Genomic DNA, 18,892 nt, shown 5'->3' with positions numbered 1-18,892 from the left:
TCGATTGCAAATTTAAATAATATTTTTCAAAAAAACTAATACTATTTTAAGAAAAAGAAATAGTATTTTAATCTATTTTTTCACAAAAAACAACAGATAACTTATTGTTATTTAGCGTGGTAAAGAATATATATTTAGAACCCCCATCATTAATCTTTGTTTCTTTTCTAATCTGAGCTACTGTTTTGGGGAAATTTCTAGTAGTAATGTTTGCTTTTTTATCAGAAAAAAGTTTGTTTATTTTCTTTTTGTTATACTCGACACTAGATTTAATTTTAAAAGTTCTACCAGGAAAATCAACGGGGTTTTCTGATGTATACAAATGAGAGTGAGGGTGTAATTTATAAACATTTAAACTAGCTGCTATTTGATGAAAAGCTCCTGATTTTAAAATTGCAGCATTAGGTTCATACAAATATTGCAAAGGTTCTGAATATTGAGACGAAGCTTCTTCTAGATATTTAAAATTAAATTTTTGGATAGCCTTTTTTCCAAAATTAATAGTTTTTATTAAAATGGTATTATTGTAGTTTTTTTGTAGTAAAAAAAGTAATTCTTTTACCTCGTTATGAACAGCAACAACATGTATTTCTTTTACATTTTTAAGTTCTCTTATAGTGTTGGTTATGTCTAAAATAGGAGAAACTTTAATAAGAATAGTATTTGTTTTTGTAAAATAAAAATCAATCTTAGGAGGTATTTGAGGTAAGCAATCTTTCAACAAAAATACTTTTCTTTTTTGATCATTTCTTCTTGATGGATCTATATAAATACAATCGAATATTAATTTGGTTTCTTTTAAAAATGTAAAACCATTTCCTGCAAAAGTTTTAATAGTATTTACCCCAAACTTGTTGTAGTTGTGTTTTACTATTTTAGATAGATTTTCATTAATCTCGCAATGCGTGACGTTATCAAATTTTTTTGAAAAATAATAACAATCTACCCCAAAACCACCAGTAATGTCTATTATTGAGTTTCCTGAAACTAGAGAAGATTTGTATGCTGCTGTGATTTCTGATGAGGTTTGTTCTATACTTATTTTAGGTGGAAAGTATATGTTATTTGTAAAAAACCATGTAGGTAATTTATGTTCAGATTTTTGTTTAGCAGTAATTTGGTTTGCTAATTCTTGAATAGAAATCTCAGAAAATGGACTTCCTTTTAAAATCAGTTTCGTTATTTCTGATTTTAGATTATCGGTAATAAATTGCTGTACTTCTGGATGTAAAATTTTAGAATTCAAAAACGCTTAAATATCTTTTGTTATAGATTTTACTATTTTGTTATCAGACAAAAACTCTTTTAGAATTACTTTTAAAGCAGTGTATATTGGAACCGCAGTTATCATTCCAACCACACCAAATAATAATCCTCCAATAATAATGACTAAAAAAATTTCTAAAGGATGAGATTTAGTAGTTTTTGAAAATATAATAGGCTGGCTTGCAAAATTATCTATTAATTGTGCTATTAAATAACCTATCATTACATAAGTAGTTGTTGGTAAAATTTGAGATTGAAAATCTTGACCAATATTACTAGTCATCGATAAAATAAACATTATTACTGCGCCAATTAAAGGGCCTACATACGGAATAAGATTAAGTAAAGCACATAAAAAAGCAATGACAACAGCATTATTAATTCCGAATATTAATAAAATGATAGTATAGATTACAAATAAAATTGAAATTTGAAAAATTAGCCCTATAAAATACCTTGATAACAAGTCGTTTATGGTTTCTAAAGATTTAGAAAATCTATTTTCTGTTCCGTTAGGGATGATGGTTAATACTCCTTTTTTTAATAACTGACTGTCTTTCATGAAAAAGAAAGAAATAAACAAAACCGAAAATAAACCGACACTTAGCGATCCTAAGGCTCCTAAAATTGAATTTAAAAAATTAGGGATTTGTTGAAATTGAGATAAAAAATCAAAGTTTTTAATTTCTCCTAATACATCTATTCCTTTAGAAGAAAAATAATTTGAAATTTGATTTATAATTTCTTGAACATTACGTTCTAATTTATCTACCTCTAAAAGCGATAAACTTTTACCTTGTTCTGCAACCAAAGGTATAAACATTAATATTAAACCAGTTAGCATACCTAACATAAACATCATGGTAAAAACTACAGCTAAAGTATTTGGAAATTTTAATTTTCTTCTTAAAAAAAGAATAATTGGTCTTGCAATTAAAGATAAAATTCCAGCAATAACAATGTAGACAATTACAGACTGTATGGCATATAAAAAGTAGCCTAAAAGAAAAATTCCAGAGAGAATTCCTATAGCTCTTAGTATTCCATTGGTAATGGTTTTTGAGTTCATTAATTATATGCTTTTACAGTGCCCATACTAAGCTGTCTGCCTTTGCCTAAGGTATGATTTGTTGGTAATAACGTACCACTTTTTGTAGTAATCCAATCTTCCCAAGTTGCAGGTGTACCAGTAATTCTTCCGTTTTTTAAATACATTTTATAACTTTTTGGTATATAATTTGTGTCTAAAATCCAAATATAGGCATCTCCTGGAGTTGTACCACCACTAGTATAAGTAACTTGTAATGCATCTTTATCATCAATGTTTATAACATTTCTAACAACACCATCATCAAATAATTTATGAGGAGCAACTAACCAAAAAGAATCATTATTAAAAATATTCCAAGCCTTTTTAATTATTTTTTGCGAAGGATTTTCTTGTTTTACTGAGTTAAAATAAACGGTACTATTTTTTATATTTGCTGGATGTAAGTTAACTTTAACACTATCCCAAGAAACATCTACAATATGTTTTTCTTTATCCCATTTAAAATGTCTTTTGTCTGCAAAACTCCATTCTAAATACCTTGTATTTTTGTATGCTTTGTGTTTGACGGCTTTTAGAATTTTATTAGCCAAATCATCAGCATTTTGGTTATAAGCTTTTACATCTCCCATTGAAATTTCTATACCAAATAAAGATAACTTGTGCTTTGTAGGTAATTGAATGCCTGCGTCAGTTTTTTTCCAGTCAGACCACGTAGCAGAAACTCCGCCAATAGGAATAATTTTTGTCCACATTTTGTAAGCGATCGGAAAGTAATTTTCGTCTAAAATCCAGAGATAAGAATCTCCAGGAGTAGATCCGCCAGATGTGTAGGTAACTAATAATGCATCTTTACCATCATGTTTTACAAGACGTCTTTCTGTATCTTTATCAAATATTTTATATGGGGCTACTAACCAAAAGGAATCATTATTAAAATAATTTGTAGCCTTTTTAATCAATTTTGGGTTTTTAACTTTTTTAGCATTAACAAAAACTTCAGATAAGTTTGGTTGTTTTGTATGTAAAACTACTTTATTATTATCCCAAGAAACAGTTGCAATATCTTCATTTTTTTGCCATTTGTAAAAATTAGAACCTCTAAAACTCCATTCTAAAATTTCTGTATTTTCATAGGTATCATAATGTAATGCATTTAACATTTTTATAGCTAAAGCATCTGCTTCTTTACCTTTTTTTCCTTGAGGTAAAGGTTCATTATTTATAAGATAATAAATTCCGCCTACAATAATTAAAAGCAAAAAAAAGAGTCCAATAAATTTAAAAAGCTTCTTCATTTTTAAGGTTAAAAATTAAGAAGCTAAAATATTAATTTTTGAAAGAAGAAACTATTTGTTTGTCTCATAATAATTTAAAACATGTTTTTGGGTTTCTATTTTTTGAGGTTTTCCTTTATCAGCAATAGGGTATTTTGCAATTTGTTTATAGGTACAATTCCTGCTCAAAAACCTAATTTTTTATTATCATGTTTATTGTTGATAATGTCATTTCTGATTTTTGTTAGTGTCTAGGTTGACGATTTGTTAAGTGTTACTTATTAAGGAAATATCTTAGAAAATTTCTGGGGCAATTTTTTAGATATAATAATTTTTTCTTTTGTAAACGGATGTAGAAACTCTAATTTATAAGCGTGCAAATACAACCCTTTTCCTTTTAAAAATAGCTCTTTTTCGCCATAATCTTTATCACCTAATATTTGATGACCAATACTTGATAAATGTTTACGTAATTGGTGCTTTCTACCTGTTTTTGGAGACAACTTTACTAAGTTTAAAAAAATAAATCGTTTAGATTCTACAGTTTTTATAACTGTAAATAATGTTGAAGCATTTTTGTTATCTACAGCAAAGTTTATAGTTCCTCCAGAGCATATTTTTCCAATAACTACAGCGTAATACGTTTTTTTTATTTTTTTATGCTCAAATAATTTACTTAATATTTGTATAGATGAAATTGTTTTGCCAACCAATAAAAGACCACTTGTAGGATAGTCTAATCTATGTATTGGCTGAGGGTGTATTGCATCTTTTTGTTTGCTTCTTTTTAAGTTTTGTGGCAATGCATTTACAACGGTAACAAATTTGTTTCCACTTACTAAAACACCAGGAGGTTTACAGATGATAGCTAAATAATCGTCCTCAAACAGGACTTCTAAATTTAAAGCTAATTTTTTTTGAAATCTATTTTCTTTAGTTTTTACTAAGTCTATTTGTTCTCCTCCTAAAATAAATTTAGAGGTTGTTGCTAAAATACCATCTATATAAATTTGCTTTTTTTTGATAGCCTTTTTTAAAGCCGATTTTGTAGTTATAGTTTTAAAAATAGCAACACCATACTCCTGAAAACGAATAGGTAACTCTTGTGTTTTACTAGTGTGTGTTTCTAATATTTGCATAAGTAATTTACTTTGCAAATAATTGGTTAATATCTTTAAAAGCTTTAAATTCTAATGCATTTCCCTCAGGGTCTTTAAAAAACATTGTTGCTTGTTCACCAACTTTACCTTTAAAACGAATACAAGGCTCAATAACAAATACTGTGTTTTCTTTTTGAAGTCTTGAAGACAAACTATGCCAATCATCCCAAGTTAATACAACTCCAAAATGAGGTACAGGTACACCTTGGCCATCAACAATATTAGATATTCTTTGAGGATTAAAATCGTCTTTTTGGTGTAGTACAAACTGGTGACCAAAAAAGTCAAAATCTACCCATTCATTAGTACTTCTACCTTCTTTGCAGTTTAAAACATCTCTGTAAAATGACCTGCATTTTGCTAAATCTTTTACAGGAATTGATAAGTGAAAGGGTTGTACATTCATATTTTTGTTTTTTTTAAATTTATTAACGATTAAAACCCAATAGCGGTGTCATCTCCTCTTGGGTCTGCACCTCCTTCTAATTTTCCATTGGAAAGTATTAAGATGGCATCAACTTTACCAATAACAGGAGTTCTTTTTGTATTTGTTGGGTATCCTAATCTATTCAACTCTAAAATTGTGTTTTTCTCGAATTTATCAGGTTCAATTCTAATTTCATCAGGTAACCATTGGTGGTGAAAACGAGGCTGGTTTACAGCTTCTTGTATACCCATATTAAATTCATGTACATTTAAAATGGTTTGTAAAACAGAGGTAATAATAGTAGAGCCTCCAGGTGTACCAACAACCATAAATAAGTTGCCGTTTTTTTCTATAATGGTAGGTGTCATAGAACTTAACATTCGCTTTTCTGGTGCAATTTCATTAGCTTTGGCGCCAATTAAACCAAACATGTTGGGTATACCTGGTTTGCTAGAAAAATCATCCATTTCATTATTCAAAAAGAAACCTAAATCAGAACAATATAATTTAGAACCATATGCTCCGTTAATGGTTGTTGTTACCGAAACAGCATTGCCAAAGGAGTCTACTATAGAATAATGAGTAGTCTCATCACTTTCTGTGATTTCTATACTTCCGTGGGAAACATCAGAAGATTTTGTTGCTTTTTCAAAAGAGAAGTTATGCATTCGTTCTTTTGTATACTCTTTAGAAATTAATTTTTTTAAAGGTATTTTTACAAAATCAGGGTCACCTAAAAAGAAACTTCTATCAGCGTATGCACGTCTTTCTGCTTCACTAATTACTTGAATAGTTTTTGGAGAATTGTGCCCATACTCATGCAAATCAAAAGGCTCTATTGCATTCATAATTTGTGCTAAACAAATACCACCACTAGAAGGAGGAGACATAGAAATTATTCGCAAATCATCGTAAGTAAAAGTAATAGGTTTTCTCCACTTTGCCTCGTATTTAGCTAAGTCTTCTAAAGTTATAATCCCGCCATTTGCTTGTATAAATTTAACAAAACGTTTTGCAGTTTCACCAGTATAAAATTCTTTTTTGCCATTTATGGCTATACGTTCTAAGGTTTCTGCTAGAGCAATATATTTTATGGTATCTTTTTCTTTCCAAATAGAATCTAAAAGTATTTTAGAAGTATTTATTTTTTTAAAATAGGGTTGATATTTTTTGATTCTTGCTTCTTGTTTTTTTGTGACTACAACTCCACGTTTAGCTAATTCTATAACCGGTTGTAGAATTTTAGACATGGGTAAGGATCCAAATTTTTTATGAGTAGCAAAAACACCAGCAATTGTTCCAGGAACTCCAACAGCCATTGCTCCAAGAGTGCTTTTTCCATCAATAACATTTCCTAGACTGTCTAAAAACATGTCTTTTTTTGCGTTTAAAGGTGCTTTTTCTCTGTAATCTAAAGCGCCTATGTCTCCATCATTTTTTCTATAAACCATAAACCCACCACCACCTATATTACCTGCATAAGGATATGCAACAGCCAAAGCTAATTCTGTAGCAACCATTGCATCAAAAGCATTTCCTCCTTTTTTAAGAATACTTATTCCAATTTTAGAAGCTTCCTTTCTTGCAGAAACAACCATTGCTTTTTCTGCAATTACTCCTGTAATCTTGTTCTTTTTACAAGCAATGAATAAGGATACTAAAATGGCTAAGAAAAGTGTCTTATTCATGATTATAATTGTTTTCTTATTACTGCTAGTTTTTGATTTGAAAAAGCTATCAAATCTTTAAAAAAGAGTGTAAAGTCTTTTTCAAAAGTTGAACTTAGATTTTTTAAATCTTCAATAGCTAAGTGCATTTGCGATTTGCCTTTAGTTCTTTTGTTCATTCCGTTTAAAACCTTTGAAATTCCTTCTTCAAACTGGTAATTGTATAAGATATCATAAGCTATCATGTAATTGATGAATTGTTGTGATTTTACAGGTAATTCGTCATATTTTTCTTGAAACAAATTATAAATTGAACTGGTATAAATATCTAAAGGAATTGCAGAATAAGTTGTCCAATTTTTCGCTAAAAAATAGTCGAAAAAAATATCGATAATAACACCATCATAGTGTCTATAACGTTCGTGTAATCTGCGTTTGCTCTTTCTTACAATTTCGTGTGCATCTGTAAAGGTGTCTATTTCTCTGTGTAATAAAATTCCTTGTTGAATCTCGTCATTAAAATGGCTAAATTGATTTCCTCTAACGTGGTCGGCTATAAAATTTCCAATCATAATATTGGTATTATTTTTAGAAAGGTAGAGGTGTGCTAAGAAATTCATTTGATAAATGTAAACAAAAAACCACAACTAAAAGTTGTGGTTTTCTTAATATTATAAATCTTATTTTACTAAATTAGGTACAGTACAAATAACGGGATATATAAAACGACTAATTTACTAGTTGTTTAGCATCACAGGCATTACTAGCATTGTAATTTTTTCACCTTCATCAGTACCATCTATTGGTGTTAAAATACCAGCTCTGTTTGGTAAAGACATTTCAATTAACACTTCACTAGAGTTTAGGTTGTTTAGCATTTCACTTAAAAAACGAGAATTGAAACCAATTTGCATGTCATCACCTTGATAATCACAGCTTAATCGCTCATCTGCTTTGTTAGAAAAGTCTAAATCTTCAGCAGAAATATTTAATTCTGTTCCTGCCATTTTTAAACGAATTTGATGCGTAGTTTTACTTGAGAAAATAGACACACGTCTAACAGAATTTAAAAAAGAAGCTCTATCTACAGTTAATTTATTTGGATTTTCTTTTGGGATTACAGCTTCGTAATTTGGGTATTTACCATCTATTAAACGACACACTAACACTACGTTATCAAATGTAAATTTGGCATTAGCATCATTATACTCTATGGTAACTTCACTTTCTGAGCCTCCTAAAATTCCTTTTAATAGATTTAAAGGTTTTTTGGGCATAATAAATTCTGCAGTTTGGTCTGCAGTAACATCTGTTCTAGAATATTTAACCAATTTATGAGCATCTGTAGCTACAAAAGTTAAACTTTGAGAACTAAATTGAAAGAAAACACCACTCATAACCGGACGTAAATCATCATTACCAGCAGCAAAAATAGTTTTAGAAATAGCAGTTCCTAAAATATGAGCAGTAACTACAGTTGTACTTGGTGATGCTAAAGAAACAGCTTTAGGAAACTCATCACCTCCAAAATAAGCCATGTCATACTTTCCTTGGTCAGAACTAATCTCTATAGTATTGTCTCCTTCTGTTTTAAATGTTAAAGGTTGGTCTGGAAATGTCTTTAAAGTATCTAGTAACAAACGGGCAGAAACAGCTATAGATCCAGCACTATCACTTTCTACATCAACAACAGCGCTCATTGTTGTTTCTAAATCTGATGCAGAAACTTTTAGTTGATTTTCAGATAATTCAAACAAAAAGTTATCTAAAATAGGTAAGGTATTGTTGCTATTTATAACGCCGCCTAAAACTTGTAATTGCTTTAACAATTGCGAACTCGATACAATAAATTTCATTTATTTAATTTTCTTAATTATACCTACAAATATAACTTTAATAAGTGATTTTAAAAATTAATTTATCAACAGGTTATGAGCATTTTGTTCATGAATTTAGAAACGTTATAATTATGTTAATACATTATTTTAGCTGTATAAAAAAGTTACTTTTGTGTGACTTCTTTTTAGAAATAAAAAGACAAAGGGTCTCCTCGAGTGCAGTCGAGAAGTTATCATTAAGGTCTCGACTGCGCTCGACCTTGAATTGAATTTTATTGAAAAGAATGAAAAAATATTTACTATTCCATTCCCTATTTTTAATGCTTTCTGTATCTATTCTAGCACAGAAACCCCAAAAATTATCCTCTAATCAGATTTACGAAAAAGTACAAAAACTCAACTTTTTAGGTACCGCTTTGTACATTGCTGCTCATCCAGATGATGAAAATACACGTCTAATTGCATATTTGGCAAACAATGTAAAGGCAAGAACGGGTTATTTATCTTTAACTAGAGGAGATGGAGGGCAAAACTTGATTGGTTCTGAAATTAGAGAATTGTTAGGCGTAATTAGAACTCAAGAACTATTGGCTGCAAGAGGAGTAGATGGAGGAGAACAATTTTTTACAAGGGCAAACGATTTTGGTTATTCTAAACACCCAAAAGAGACCCTAGAAATTTGGGATAAAGAAAAGGTTTTGAGTGATGTTGTTTGGGCTATTAGAACCTTTCAACCAGATGTAATTATCAATAGATTTAATCATAGAACTCCAGGAACAACACATGGGCATCATACAACTTCTGCTATGTTAAGTGTAGAGGCTTTCGATTTGGCAGCAGATACCACAAAATTTAAAGATCAACTTAAGTATACAAAAACTTGGAAGCCCAAACGTTTATTTTTTAATACATCTTGGTGGTTTTACGGAAGTAGAGAAAAATTTGAAAGCGCTACCAAAGAAAACCCCAATTTTTTATCTTTTGATATAGGTGTTTATTACCCGTTAAAAGGTTTGTCTAACAATGAGTTGGCTTCTATAGCAAGTAGTCAACATTTATGTCAAGGTTTTGGAAGACTTACTACAAGAGGCAGTCAAAATGAATATTTAGAGTTTTTAAAAGGTGAAGCTCCTAAAGATGAGAAAGATGTTTTTGCAGGGATAAATACAACATGGAATCGGATAGAAAATGGAGGAGAAGTAGGTGAAATTTTATATGAAATTGAACAAAATTTCGATTTTGTAAATCCAGAAAAACATTTACCGAAGTTAATGGATGCTTATAGTTTGATAAAAAACTTAGAAGATGAACACTGGAAAACAATTAAAGAAAAACAGATAAAAGAAATTATAGAGGCTTGTGCTGGTTTGTATCTAGAGGCTTCAGCCAATAGTTCTTATGGTGTATTAAATGAGAAAGTAGATGTAAATTTTGAACTTTTAAATAGAAGTACTGTTACCATTCAATTAACCTCGTTAAAATCTCATATTGATAAAGAAGAAATTTTTAAAGGTGTACGACTAAGTGAAAATGAAAAACTTAATTTTAAAGAAACTTTTGTTTTAGAAACGTCTAAATACTCTGATCCTTATTGGTTAAAAAAACCATGGGAATTAGGTGTATATACTGTGGATGATCAAAAATTAATAGGAAAACCAGAAACACCAAAAGAAACCAAAATTGATTTTAATTTGATAATTAACAGTGTGCCAATAACCATTACAAAAAATATTGTAAGACGTTATGCTGAGCGCGATAAGGGTGAAATTTATGAACCTTTTGAGGTATTGCCAAAGGTAACTACGAAGTTAAAAGATAAAGTACTTATATTTTCTGATAGTATTGCTAAAAAAGTAGTAGTAGAGGTTAGGGCAGGAGCTAATTTTATTAATGGAGAAGTGTCTTTACAGGCTCCTGAAAATTGGATTGTAACCCCAAAGAAACAATTTTTTGATGTTCAGCAAAAAAATGACAAACAAACTATTGAATTTTTTGTAACACCGCCTCAAAATGAATCTGAAGGAAAATTGAAAGCAATTGCAACTCTTGAAGGTAAAAAATATGAACAAGAGTTGATAGAAATCAATTATAACCACATACCCAAACAATCTGTATTGTTAAATTCAGAAGCTAAGATAGTACGCTTAAATATTAAAAAAGCTGGTAATAATATAGGCTATATTAAAGGTGCAGGAGATGCTATTCCTGAAAGTTTAAAACAAATAGGATACAATGTAGTTATTATAAATCCTACAGAAATTAATGCTAAAAATTTAGCAAATTTTGATGCTATTGTTTTAGGTATTAGAGCTTATAATGTGGTTAAGGAACTGAATTTTAAACAAAAATTTCTTTTAGATTATGTAAATAAAGGGGGTAACTTAATAGTGCAATACAATACAAATAGAAGAGTAGATGTAGGTGCACCTTACCCATTAAAATTGTCTAGAGATAGAGTAACTAATGAATTTGCAGAGGTAACTGTTCTAGATCCAGATAATTCTTTACTAAATTTTCCTAACAAAATTACAGATGCAGATTTTAAAGGTTGGGTACAAGAAAGAGGCTTGTATTTTCCTAATGTATGGGCAGAACAATATACTCCTGTTTTATCTATGAATGATGAAGGAGAAACGCCTAAATTAGGAAGCTTGTTAATAGCCAAATATGGCAAAGGAAATTATATTTATACTGGTTTAAGTTTTTTTAGAGAATTACCAGCAGGTGTTACAGGAGCTTATAAGTTATTTGCAAATTTACTATCTGTAGGAAAAGAAAACATAGAAATTAACGCTAACATAAAAAAATAAAGCTTTTTTATGGTTTTGGCTTTGGCAGACAAGTATAGCCCTGATTGAGTGGTCTGTTTGAGCTCTTTTTTATTTTGTTGAAAGATTTTGAGGAACGAAAAATGTATTGAAAACTAAATAAAAAAAGCGAGTAACGAAAGCAGGAAAAAGCTTCAAAATAAAAAATATGAATCCACAAAAACATACTTGGAAAAAAGAGTACACTTTGGTGTTGATTGCTAATGTTTTGTACTTGGTTGTTTTTTATTTGATAACCCATTATTTTACACATTAATTGATGGAAATAGAAAGTAAATTACATGTTATAGATTGGATAGTTTTATCTATTACCCTAATTTTTATTGTGGTTTACGGGACTTATGTAACCCGAAAAAACTCTAGTGTTACAGATTATATAAAGGGTGGAAACGATACCAAATGGTGGACTATTGGATTGTCTGTAATGGCAACACAGGCTAGTGCAATTACTTTTTTATCTACCCCAGGACAAGCATTTCATAGCGGAATGGGTTTTGTACAATTTTACTTTGGTTTGCCCATAGCCATGATTATTATTTGTGTTGTTTTTATACCAATTTACCACAAACTTAAAGTATATACGGCTTATGAGTTTTTAGAAGGTAGGTTTGATTTAAAAACAAGAAGTTTAGCGGCTATTCTGTTTTTAATTCAACGTGGTTTAGCAGCAGGTATTACCATTTTTGCACCTGCTATAATTTTGTCTGCGGTGCTAGATTGGGATTTGTTAATACTTAATATTATTATTGGTTTTTTGGTAATTATTTACACCGTTTCTGGAGGCACAAAAGCAGTAAATGTTACGCAAAAGCAGCAAATGATTATCATTTTTTTAGGAATGTTAATTGCTTTTTACATGATTATGAGCCAGTTGCCAGCAGATATAACCTTTAAAAAAGCAATAGATATTGCTGGGGCAAGTGGTAAAATGGAGGTGTTAGATTTTTCTTTTGATTTAAATAATAGATATACGGTTTGGACAGGTTTTATAGGGGGCACATTTTTAATGTTGTCTTATTTTGGGACGGATCAAAGTCAGGTACAGCGTTACTTATCAGGTAAATCAATTAGAGAGAGTCAGTTAGGTTTGATTTTTAACGGATTGTTGAAGGTGCCTATGCAATTTTTTATTTTACTGGTAGGTGTTATGGTTTTTGTATTTTATCAATTTAATACTTCTCCTTTAAATTTTAATCCTAAGGTTGATGATGCTGTAGCTAACTCTAAATATGCTGCTGAATATGCAATATTACAAAAAGAGCATATTGATATTGAAAATAGGAAGAAAATATTACTTTCTGATGGGGTACAGCGTTCTGAAAAAGAGGTGATAAAATCTTTAAATGAAAGAGATTTAGAAATTAAAGCATCTGCAAAAGATATTATAGATAAGATAGACGCAACCTCTATGGAAAAAATAGAATCTAATGATAAAGACTATGTCTTTATTCATTTTATCTTACATAACTTACCAAGAGGTTTAATTGGCCTATTGTTGGCAGTAATTTTATCTGCAGCAATGTCATCTACGGCATCAGAATTAAATGCGCTAGCAAGCACTACTGCTATAGATTTATACAAACGCAACGTAAAATCTCTTAAAAGTGAAGAACACTATGTAAAAGCATCTAAATGGTTTACATTAGCTTGGGGTATTCTTGCTATTTTGGTAGCTTGTGTAGCCAATTTATTTGATAATTTAATTCAGTTGGTCAATATCATTGGCTCTATTTTTTACGGTAATGTTTTGGGTATTTTTCTACTAGCATTTTTTGTTAAATTTGTAAAAGGAAATGCTGTTTTTATTGCAGCAGTTATTACACAAATTATTATTTTTATAGTATTCTACATGGATTGGTTGCCGTATTTATGGCTAAATTTATTAGGATGTATTTTGGTGATGACGATAGCAACTGTAATTCAATCTTTTAAATTGAATAAAGAGCAACTTAGAGATGAAAAAGACAATTAAATGGGGAATTATTGGTTTAGGCAAAATAGCCAATAAATTTGCAACAGATTTGGCAACAATAGAACATGCAGAGTTGTACGCTGTAGCTTCTAGGAATAAAGAAAATGCAGTTAGTTTTGCTCAAAAATATTCAGCAAAAAAAGCTTTTGACTCTTATCAAGACTTGGTAAAAGACGATGAGGTAGACGCTGTTTATATTGCTACTCCACATTCATTTCACAAAGAGCACGCAGTATTATGTATGAAACATAAAAAAGCTGTTTTATGTGAAAAACCTTTTGCAATGAATTTGCACCAAGTAGAAGAAATGATTGCTGTTGCTAAAGAAAATGATGTTTTGCTAATGGAAGCTTTATGGACCTATTTTTTACCCCATTATCAATATGTATTGGATGTTTTTAAAAGTGAGAAATACGGAAAATTATTGCAATTGGAAGCAGATTTTGGTTTTCAAGCAGTTTATGATTTAGAGAGTAGATTGTTAAAAAAAGAAATAGGTGGAGGCAGTTTGTTAGATATAGGCATTTATCCAATTTTTGCAGCTTTATCTACATTAGGAATGCCCAAATCTATTGATGCAAATGCAGTTTTTTTTGAGACTGGTGCAGATTCTGAATGTCATATGGTTTTTAAGTATCATAATGCAAAAGCCATTTTAAAAAGCACTTTATTAGAAGATACACCAACAGAGGCAATTTTTACTTTTGAAGATGCTATAGTAAAAATAAACACTATGTTTTATCAACCTTCTACTGTGAGTATTTTTAACAATGGTGAAGAAGAAATTATAGATTTTGGATACAGTACCATTGGTTATAATTTTGAAACCCTTCATTTTAATGAACTTTTAAGGACAGAAAAAAAAGAAAGTCCTATAATGACTTTTGATTTTTCTAAAAAAATCATCAATACTTTAGATAAGGTTAGAGAGGTTATAGGGTTAACGTATTAATTAATTTCAAATATCACGCTTTTCTATAGAAATTTCATTGAGTTATTTTAACTTTTTTCTTTTTCACAATAACAAAGCATAAGATACATGAGGTAAGTGTAAAAACGTACCAAAAATTAATTCTATAACATCTTTTGAGAATAAATTACCTATTCCGTTTAACGCAAAAAGTGCTGTAAAAATCCATATAAAAACATCTATAATTTCTTTGTTAGCGATTATTTTTTTCTCTATTTATATGTGCTGCTATTTTTTTAGCAATTCTAAGATGTGCCAATTCATTGGGATGCCCATCATATTTTGATAGCATAAATTTACTAGCAACTTCATTTTCAAAGTCTTTTATTCCGTTATAATATACTATATCATCATTCTTATTAATATAACTTAGAATTTCATTATCAACAATAGTAAACAAACTTGAATGATTTAAAAGATTGAATTCAGGCATTCTGTAAAGAATAAATTGAGATTGATTTTTTTTACAAATTTGAGAGACTCTATCTAATTTCTTTTTTGTGTCTCTCCATTTTTCATTTGATTCTAAATATGTTTTTTGAGTAAGTTGATAAAACTCTCCTAACGGTATGACAATGCCTTTAAATTTTAGTTGTTTTTGTAAATTTGAAGATAGATACCTAGTTAATTCTGAAAATGAATACAGTTGAGAAACATATTTCTTAAGGTTGTTTTTTTTCTTATTTATTCTTTTTGGAGGTAGTTTAGTTTTTTCAGTTTTTTTATAGGAAGCTACAATAGGTAAAGTGTATAAAATATCATTAAAATTATATGCCCAAAAAACAAAATGAGGTTTAAATTTTTCTTGGTAAAATATAAAAGAATTGTAGTTGTCCAGTGTAGAATTACTGGGTCTAGATACATCTAAAATAAGAGCATCTTCCTTTAAAAGAACAGAAAGTTTTTTTGAGAATTTATCTTCACTAGAAATACCACCTCCATGTATGTAGGAATCTCCTATAATGAGAATTCTTGTTTGATTTGAATTTGGGATAAAATTACCTTGTTCAACGTTGTTTTTTAATTCAGATGCTTCAATTTTTACTTCTATTATACCTGGTTTATTATTTAGTAAATCATATTTTAAATCAATTCTAATAATTAATTCTCCAACTAAAAAGAATAAACAGAAACACAAAAAGAATTTGAAAACTTTCATGATTTAAAATTGGAAATATATGAATTCAACTTCTTTACTTGAATTCCAAATTACTATAGACCAAAATACAATAAACAGTAATAGGGTGTCAAGAAGTTTAAGTTTTTTGTTATTTAATTTTTCTAAACCATACTGTTTGTTTCTATTAATCCATTCAATAGCCATAAAAAACAGAATTAATAGGAATAACCCTGAAGGGAAAATTTCAGGACATTTAAATAGTGAAGGTGAAAATATTGTAGCAAAATATGATAAAGCATGATGTATATTTTCTGCTCTAAAAAATATCCAAGCCAAAACAGTTAAACTAAATGTTAACAGCATATTAGAGAAATCTTTTAGGTTTGGTAGTAACTTTCCCTTAGCCACGATTTCTATGTTATTCCGATTATTACTAGTTAGAAAAAGTGGTAAAAAGTAAATAGCATTTAGTAAGCCCCAAGCAATAAAAGTCCAGTTAGCACCATGCCAAAATCCGCTAACTGTAAAAATGATAAATATATTTCTAATTTTAGACCAAGTATTTCCACGACTTCCTCCCAAGGGGATGTATAGATAATCTCTAAACCATGTAGAAAGAGAGATGTGCCAACGTCTCCAAAATTCTGCAATATCTCTTGAGAAGTATGGAAAAGCAAAGTTTTGATTCAAATTGAAGCCAAATAGGCGAGAAGTTCCAATAGCAATATCTGAATAGCCTGAAAAGTCACCGTAAATTTGAAATGTAAAAAAAACGGCACCCAAAACTAAAGTGCTTCCGTTCATTTCAGAAGAATTATTAAAAATTTGATTAGCAAATTGGGCACAATTATCGGCAATGACAATTTTCTTAAATAATCCCCACAGTATTTGTCTTAAACCATCTATTGCTTTAGAATGATTAAAAGTTCTTTTTTTATAAAATTGAGGTAGTAAATGTGTTGCTCTTTCAATAGGACCCGCAACTAATTGCGGAAAAAAACTTACATAAGCAGAAAATATTATAAAGTCTTTGGTTGGTTTTAGTTTTCTTCTATAAATATCAATTGTATAGCTTAATGTTTGAAAAGTGTAAAAACTAATACCAACGGGTAATATAATGTCAAGTGAATCTATATTTATGTCATTACCAAAAAATGAAAAAGCTGTAATAAAATTATCTAAGAAAAAATTATAATATTTAAAGAAGGCTAAAAACCCTAGATTAATACCAATACTTAACCAAAGTAAAACTTTTCTTTTAGATTGGTTTTGTTCTCTGTTTAGTTTTATACCAACAAAATAATCAACTATTGTACTAAATAATATTAATGATAAAAATCTCCAATCCCACCACCCATAAAATAAATAACTTGCTAAGACTATTAGGAAGTTTTGTAGTTTTAAATTATGTTTTGTTAAGAACCAATATAAGATAAAAACTATTGGTAAAAATATAGCAAAATCTATTGAGTTGAAAAGCATTAATTGTTTTGTTAGTTTTAAGATTTACAGATTTTAGCCATTAAGTTATTTATACCAATTGTTTAACAAAACTAATGTATTAATTATATTTGAAAGTAGATGTTTTTGAAGTTTACTTTTTAAAATAGAAGTTCTATTCTCTATTTTATTATTCTTTTGGCTCTTTTTTCTAGATCTTTGTATTGTGTACCAACGGTTTTGTACATAAAAAGTTGCGTTTAAAGAGTTCTGCAATTTTCCGCAGGAAAATTCCGTATTTAAATTAGCCACAATTTCGATGTAACCAAAAATAGCATTTTTTTATGTATGTTGTTAGCAAAAGCGGTTTTTCTTATAATTCCATATTTTTTTGAGTTTCCGAACTTCTTTAGATTTTAAGTTTTTCCATTTTCAAACGTTTCAATTCCGCAATAGGCTCAATTCCATTTACTTAAAAATGAAGATTTTTCAGATTTAACCAATACTATAACTTTAGTATTTCAAACCTTATAATTCTGCAAGAAACTCAACTTCAATTTCTATAAATCAAGAATTTTCCAGAAACATAACTTTTTGTTTTCAGCGTTGTAAAATTCCACGTTTTTATAAGAAGAGAAGAGTATTCAAGATTTTTTTGGAAAAAAATATTCCGTCACAACTAGAAAAATTAATTGATTGTATAAACGATTTAATTTTTCAATATTCACAATGTATTTTCAAATACAAAATTCAAGAGTTTTAGATATAAACCTATGTGTTTCTGGCTTCACTCAGCAGTTTCAGCAAACGGTTAAGCTATGATTTCGTAGTGACGATTCCCAACGGGAATTGTCTGACTGAAATCCAGCTGTTTAAAAGTAATTATTTTTAAGCTAGCAGAATGTAGCTATGAATTATAGCCATTGTTACCTGCTGGCTTTTATTCGGTTTTATATAATTTAGGCTCAGTAATTCCTTTTTCTGCATAAAACTTTTTGTTCATTTCAAAGTTCATTAGAGTCATTTGGTTTAAATACTCCTCAATTGGTTTAAGTCCAATTGTTTTCCTTCTTTCATTAACATTCACACTATCGGTTAAATTCTTAGGAAAGGCTTGTGCTAGATCAAAATTATAGTCGACTTGCGTTCCATAGATTTGAGGTTTTCCAGTATTAATATTCACACGATCAACAAGAAGTCCGTAAATACTCGCTTCGGCATTTTGTTTTTCAACTTGAATTTTCATTTTTTCTAATACTTCTTTTTGGAAATCGGGATTATGGTCAGAGTGTTGAACCATAAGCCAAAAATTTCTTGAACCTTCTTCTCCGGCTAAATCAAATCCTACAAATCCATATTTGACAAATATCTCTTCTAGGCGTTTTTGGTGAGTAGTAAAAACACTGTCTTTAAAGGAATCCCATTGTTCAGAAGTCATTTTTTTGTATTTCCCTTGTGGTATATAAGCAGCGATTTGGTCAACTTTAGCCATTATTTTCAGCTCATCAGCCAAATTTTGATTGAATTCTACTTTTTCTTGAATTTTTTTCTTTTCAGGTAATTTTTCTTTACATCCAAATAGTGGAAGACTAATGATTAATATTCTTATTAGTTTTTTCATTTGTGTTTCTTTAGCTTGCAGGTAACGGTTTTGTACATGAAAAAGTTGAGTTTAAACAAGCAACAATTTCGATGCAACTCAAAAATAGCAATTTTTTATGTTCGTTGTTGGCAGATGCGGTTTTATTTATTCTTTTTATTGAATATCCGTAATTACTTATAATTAAATAAAAAATGTTATCTTAGATAAAAATAAGAGTAATGAATATATTTAGTTTTACAGCAAATTTTGGAGACGAACAGTCTTGTGTAGCTCATT

The 18,892-nt window shown here is 29.4% G+C and carries 14 protein-coding genes; 3 read left to right on the top strand and 11 right to left on the bottom strand.

Annotated features, from left to right (window positions below; genetic code table 11):
• Positions 1–67: 67 nt before the first annotated feature.
• The 8 genes from DUT90_RS01765 to dnaN form a co-directional block, all read right to left on the bottom strand.
• A complete protein-coding gene (locus DUT90_RS01765; protein ID WP_114425005.1) occupies positions 68–1,246 on the bottom strand; it encodes a class I SAM-dependent methyltransferase in 1,179 nt (392 codons plus the stop codon).
• A 6-nt stretch (positions 1,247–1,252) separates the two neighbouring features.
• Positions 1,253–2,335, bottom strand: coding sequence for an AI-2E family transporter (locus DUT90_RS01760; RefSeq protein WP_114425004.1), 1,083 nt, complete (start codon positions 2,333–2,335; stop codon positions 1,253–1,255).
• Positions 2,335–3,612: a hypothetical protein gene (locus tag DUT90_RS01755; RefSeq protein WP_114425003.1), complete on the bottom strand. Its 1,278-nt coding sequence runs from the start codon at positions 3,610–3,612 to the stop codon at positions 2,335–2,337. Before DUT90_RS01755 ends, DUT90_RS01760 begins: the two co-directional genes overlap by 1 nt.
• Positions 3,613–3,872: 260 nt before the next feature.
• Positions 3,873–4,730, bottom strand: coding sequence for an RluA family pseudouridine synthase (locus DUT90_RS01750; protein WP_114425002.1), 858 nt, complete (start codon positions 4,728–4,730; stop codon positions 3,873–3,875).
• Positions 4,731–4,737: 7 nt separating this feature from the next.
• Positions 4,738–5,157, bottom strand: a complete 420-nt coding sequence (locus DUT90_RS01745) for a VOC family protein (protein WP_114425001.1) — start codon at positions 5,155–5,157, stop codon at positions 4,738–4,740.
• 29 nt (positions 5,158–5,186) lie between these two features.
• Positions 5,187–6,866 carry a gamma-glutamyltransferase gene (gene ggt / locus DUT90_RS01740; RefSeq protein WP_114425000.1) on the bottom strand — a complete coding sequence of 560 codons (1,680 nt, stop codon included), beginning with the start codon at positions 6,864–6,866 and terminating at the stop codon, positions 5,187–5,189.
• A 2-nt stretch (positions 6,867–6,868) separates the two neighbouring features.
• Complete coding sequence (locus DUT90_RS01735; RefSeq protein WP_258848480.1) at positions 6,869–7,465, bottom strand: acyl carrier protein phosphodiesterase; 597 nt, start codon at positions 7,463–7,465, stop codon at positions 6,869–6,871.
• Positions 7,466–7,582: 117 nt separating this feature from the next.
• Positions 7,583–8,701: a DNA polymerase III subunit beta gene (gene dnaN / locus DUT90_RS01730; protein ID WP_114424999.1), complete on the bottom strand. Its 1,119-nt coding sequence runs from the start codon at positions 8,699–8,701 to the stop codon at positions 7,583–7,585.
• Positions 8,702–8,967: 266 nt separating this feature from the next.
• Here dnaN and DUT90_RS01725 point away from each other — a divergent pair, with 266 nt between their 5' ends.
• The 3 genes from DUT90_RS01725 (at position 8,968) to DUT90_RS01715 (ending at position 14,435) form a co-directional block, all read left to right on the top strand.
• Positions 8,968–11,493, top strand: coding sequence for a PIG-L family deacetylase (locus tag DUT90_RS01725; protein WP_114424998.1), 2,526 nt, complete (start codon positions 8,968–8,970; stop codon positions 11,491–11,493).
• A 277-nt stretch (positions 11,494–11,770) separates the two neighbouring features.
• A complete protein-coding gene (locus DUT90_RS01720) occupies positions 11,771–13,483 on the top strand; it encodes a sodium:solute symporter (RefSeq protein ID WP_114424997.1) in 1,713 nt (570 codons plus the stop codon).
• On the top strand, positions 13,467–14,435 hold the full coding sequence (locus DUT90_RS01715; protein WP_114424996.1) for a Gfo/Idh/MocA family protein: 969 nt from the start codon (positions 13,467–13,469) through the stop codon (positions 14,433–14,435). Before DUT90_RS01720 ends, DUT90_RS01715 begins: the two co-directional genes overlap by 17 nt.
• Positions 14,436–14,646: 211 nt before the next feature.
• Here DUT90_RS01715 and DUT90_RS01710 read toward each other — a convergent pair whose 3' ends face one another.
• From DUT90_RS01710 to DUT90_RS01700, 3 genes are all read right to left on the bottom strand, one after another.
• Positions 14,647–15,612 carry a hypothetical protein gene (locus DUT90_RS01710; protein WP_114424995.1) on the bottom strand — a complete coding sequence of 322 codons (966 nt, stop codon included), beginning with the start codon at positions 15,610–15,612 and terminating at the stop codon, positions 14,647–14,649.
• 3 nt (positions 15,613–15,615) lie between these two features.
• Positions 15,616–17,055: an MBOAT family protein gene (locus DUT90_RS01705; RefSeq protein WP_114424994.1), complete on the bottom strand. Its 1,440-nt coding sequence runs from the start codon at positions 17,053–17,055 to the stop codon at positions 15,616–15,618.
• Between the two features lie 898 nt (positions 17,056–17,953).
• Positions 17,954–18,634 (bottom strand): DUF6624 domain-containing protein, encoded by a 681-nt coding sequence (locus DUT90_RS01700; RefSeq protein ID WP_114424993.1) that lies wholly within the window; start codon positions 18,632–18,634, stop codon positions 17,954–17,956.
• Positions 18,635–18,892 lie beyond the last annotated feature (258 nt).

Origin of the sequence: Polaribacter sp. WD7, assembly GCF_003335085.1 — a bacterium.
Taxonomy (GTDB): Bacteria; Bacteroidota; Bacteroidia; order Flavobacteriales; family Flavobacteriaceae; genus Polaribacter.
The sequence above is the reverse complement of the archived record's forward strand: the minus strand, read 5'-3'. Positions and strand labels throughout refer to the sequence as shown.

Bases quoted from the DNA above. Each gene is read 5' to 3' on its own strand.
- DUT90_RS01760 (WP_114425004.1), bottom strand. From the start codon at position 2,335: ATGAACTCAAAAACCATTACCAATGGAATACTAAGAGCTATAGGAATT.
- DUT90_RS01755 (WP_114425003.1), bottom strand. From the start codon at position 3,612: ATGAAGAAGCTTTTTAAATTTATTGGACTCTTTTTTTTGCTTTTAATT.
- DUT90_RS01750 (WP_114425002.1), bottom strand. From the start codon at position 4,730: ATGCAAATATTAGAAACACACACTAGTAAAACACAAGAGTTACCTATT.
- DUT90_RS01745 (WP_114425001.1), bottom strand. From the start codon at position 5,157: ATGAATGTACAACCCTTTCACTTATCAATTCCTGTAAAAGATTTAGCA.
- ggt (WP_114425000.1), bottom strand. From the start codon at position 6,866: ATGAATAAGACACTTTTCTTAGCCATTTTAGTATCCTTATTCATTGCT.
- DUT90_RS01735 (WP_258848480.1), bottom strand. From the start codon at position 7,465: ATGAATTTCTTAGCACACCTCTACCTTTCTAAAAATAATACCAATATT.
- dnaN (WP_114424999.1), bottom strand. From the start codon at position 8,701: ATGAAATTTATTGTATCGAGTTCGCAATTGTTAAAGCAATTACAAGTT.
- DUT90_RS01725 (WP_114424998.1), top strand. From the start codon at position 8,968: ATGAAAAAATATTTACTATTCCATTCCCTATTTTTAATGCTTTCTGTA.
- DUT90_RS01720 (WP_114424997.1), top strand. From the start codon at position 11,771: ATGGAAATAGAAAGTAAATTACATGTTATAGATTGGATAGTTTTATCT.
- DUT90_RS01715 (WP_114424996.1), top strand. From the start codon at position 13,467: ATGAAAAAGACAATTAAATGGGGAATTATTGGTTTAGGCAAAATAGCC.
- DUT90_RS01710 (WP_114424995.1), bottom strand. From the start codon at position 15,612: ATGAAAGTTTTCAAATTCTTTTTGTGTTTCTGTTTATTCTTTTTAGTT.
- DUT90_RS01705 (WP_114424994.1), bottom strand. From the start codon at position 17,055: ATGCTTTTCAACTCAATAGATTTTGCTATATTTTTACCAATAGTTTTT.
- DUT90_RS01700 (WP_114424993.1), bottom strand. From the start codon at position 18,634: ATGAAAAAACTAATAAGAATATTAATCATTAGTCTTCCACTATTTGGA.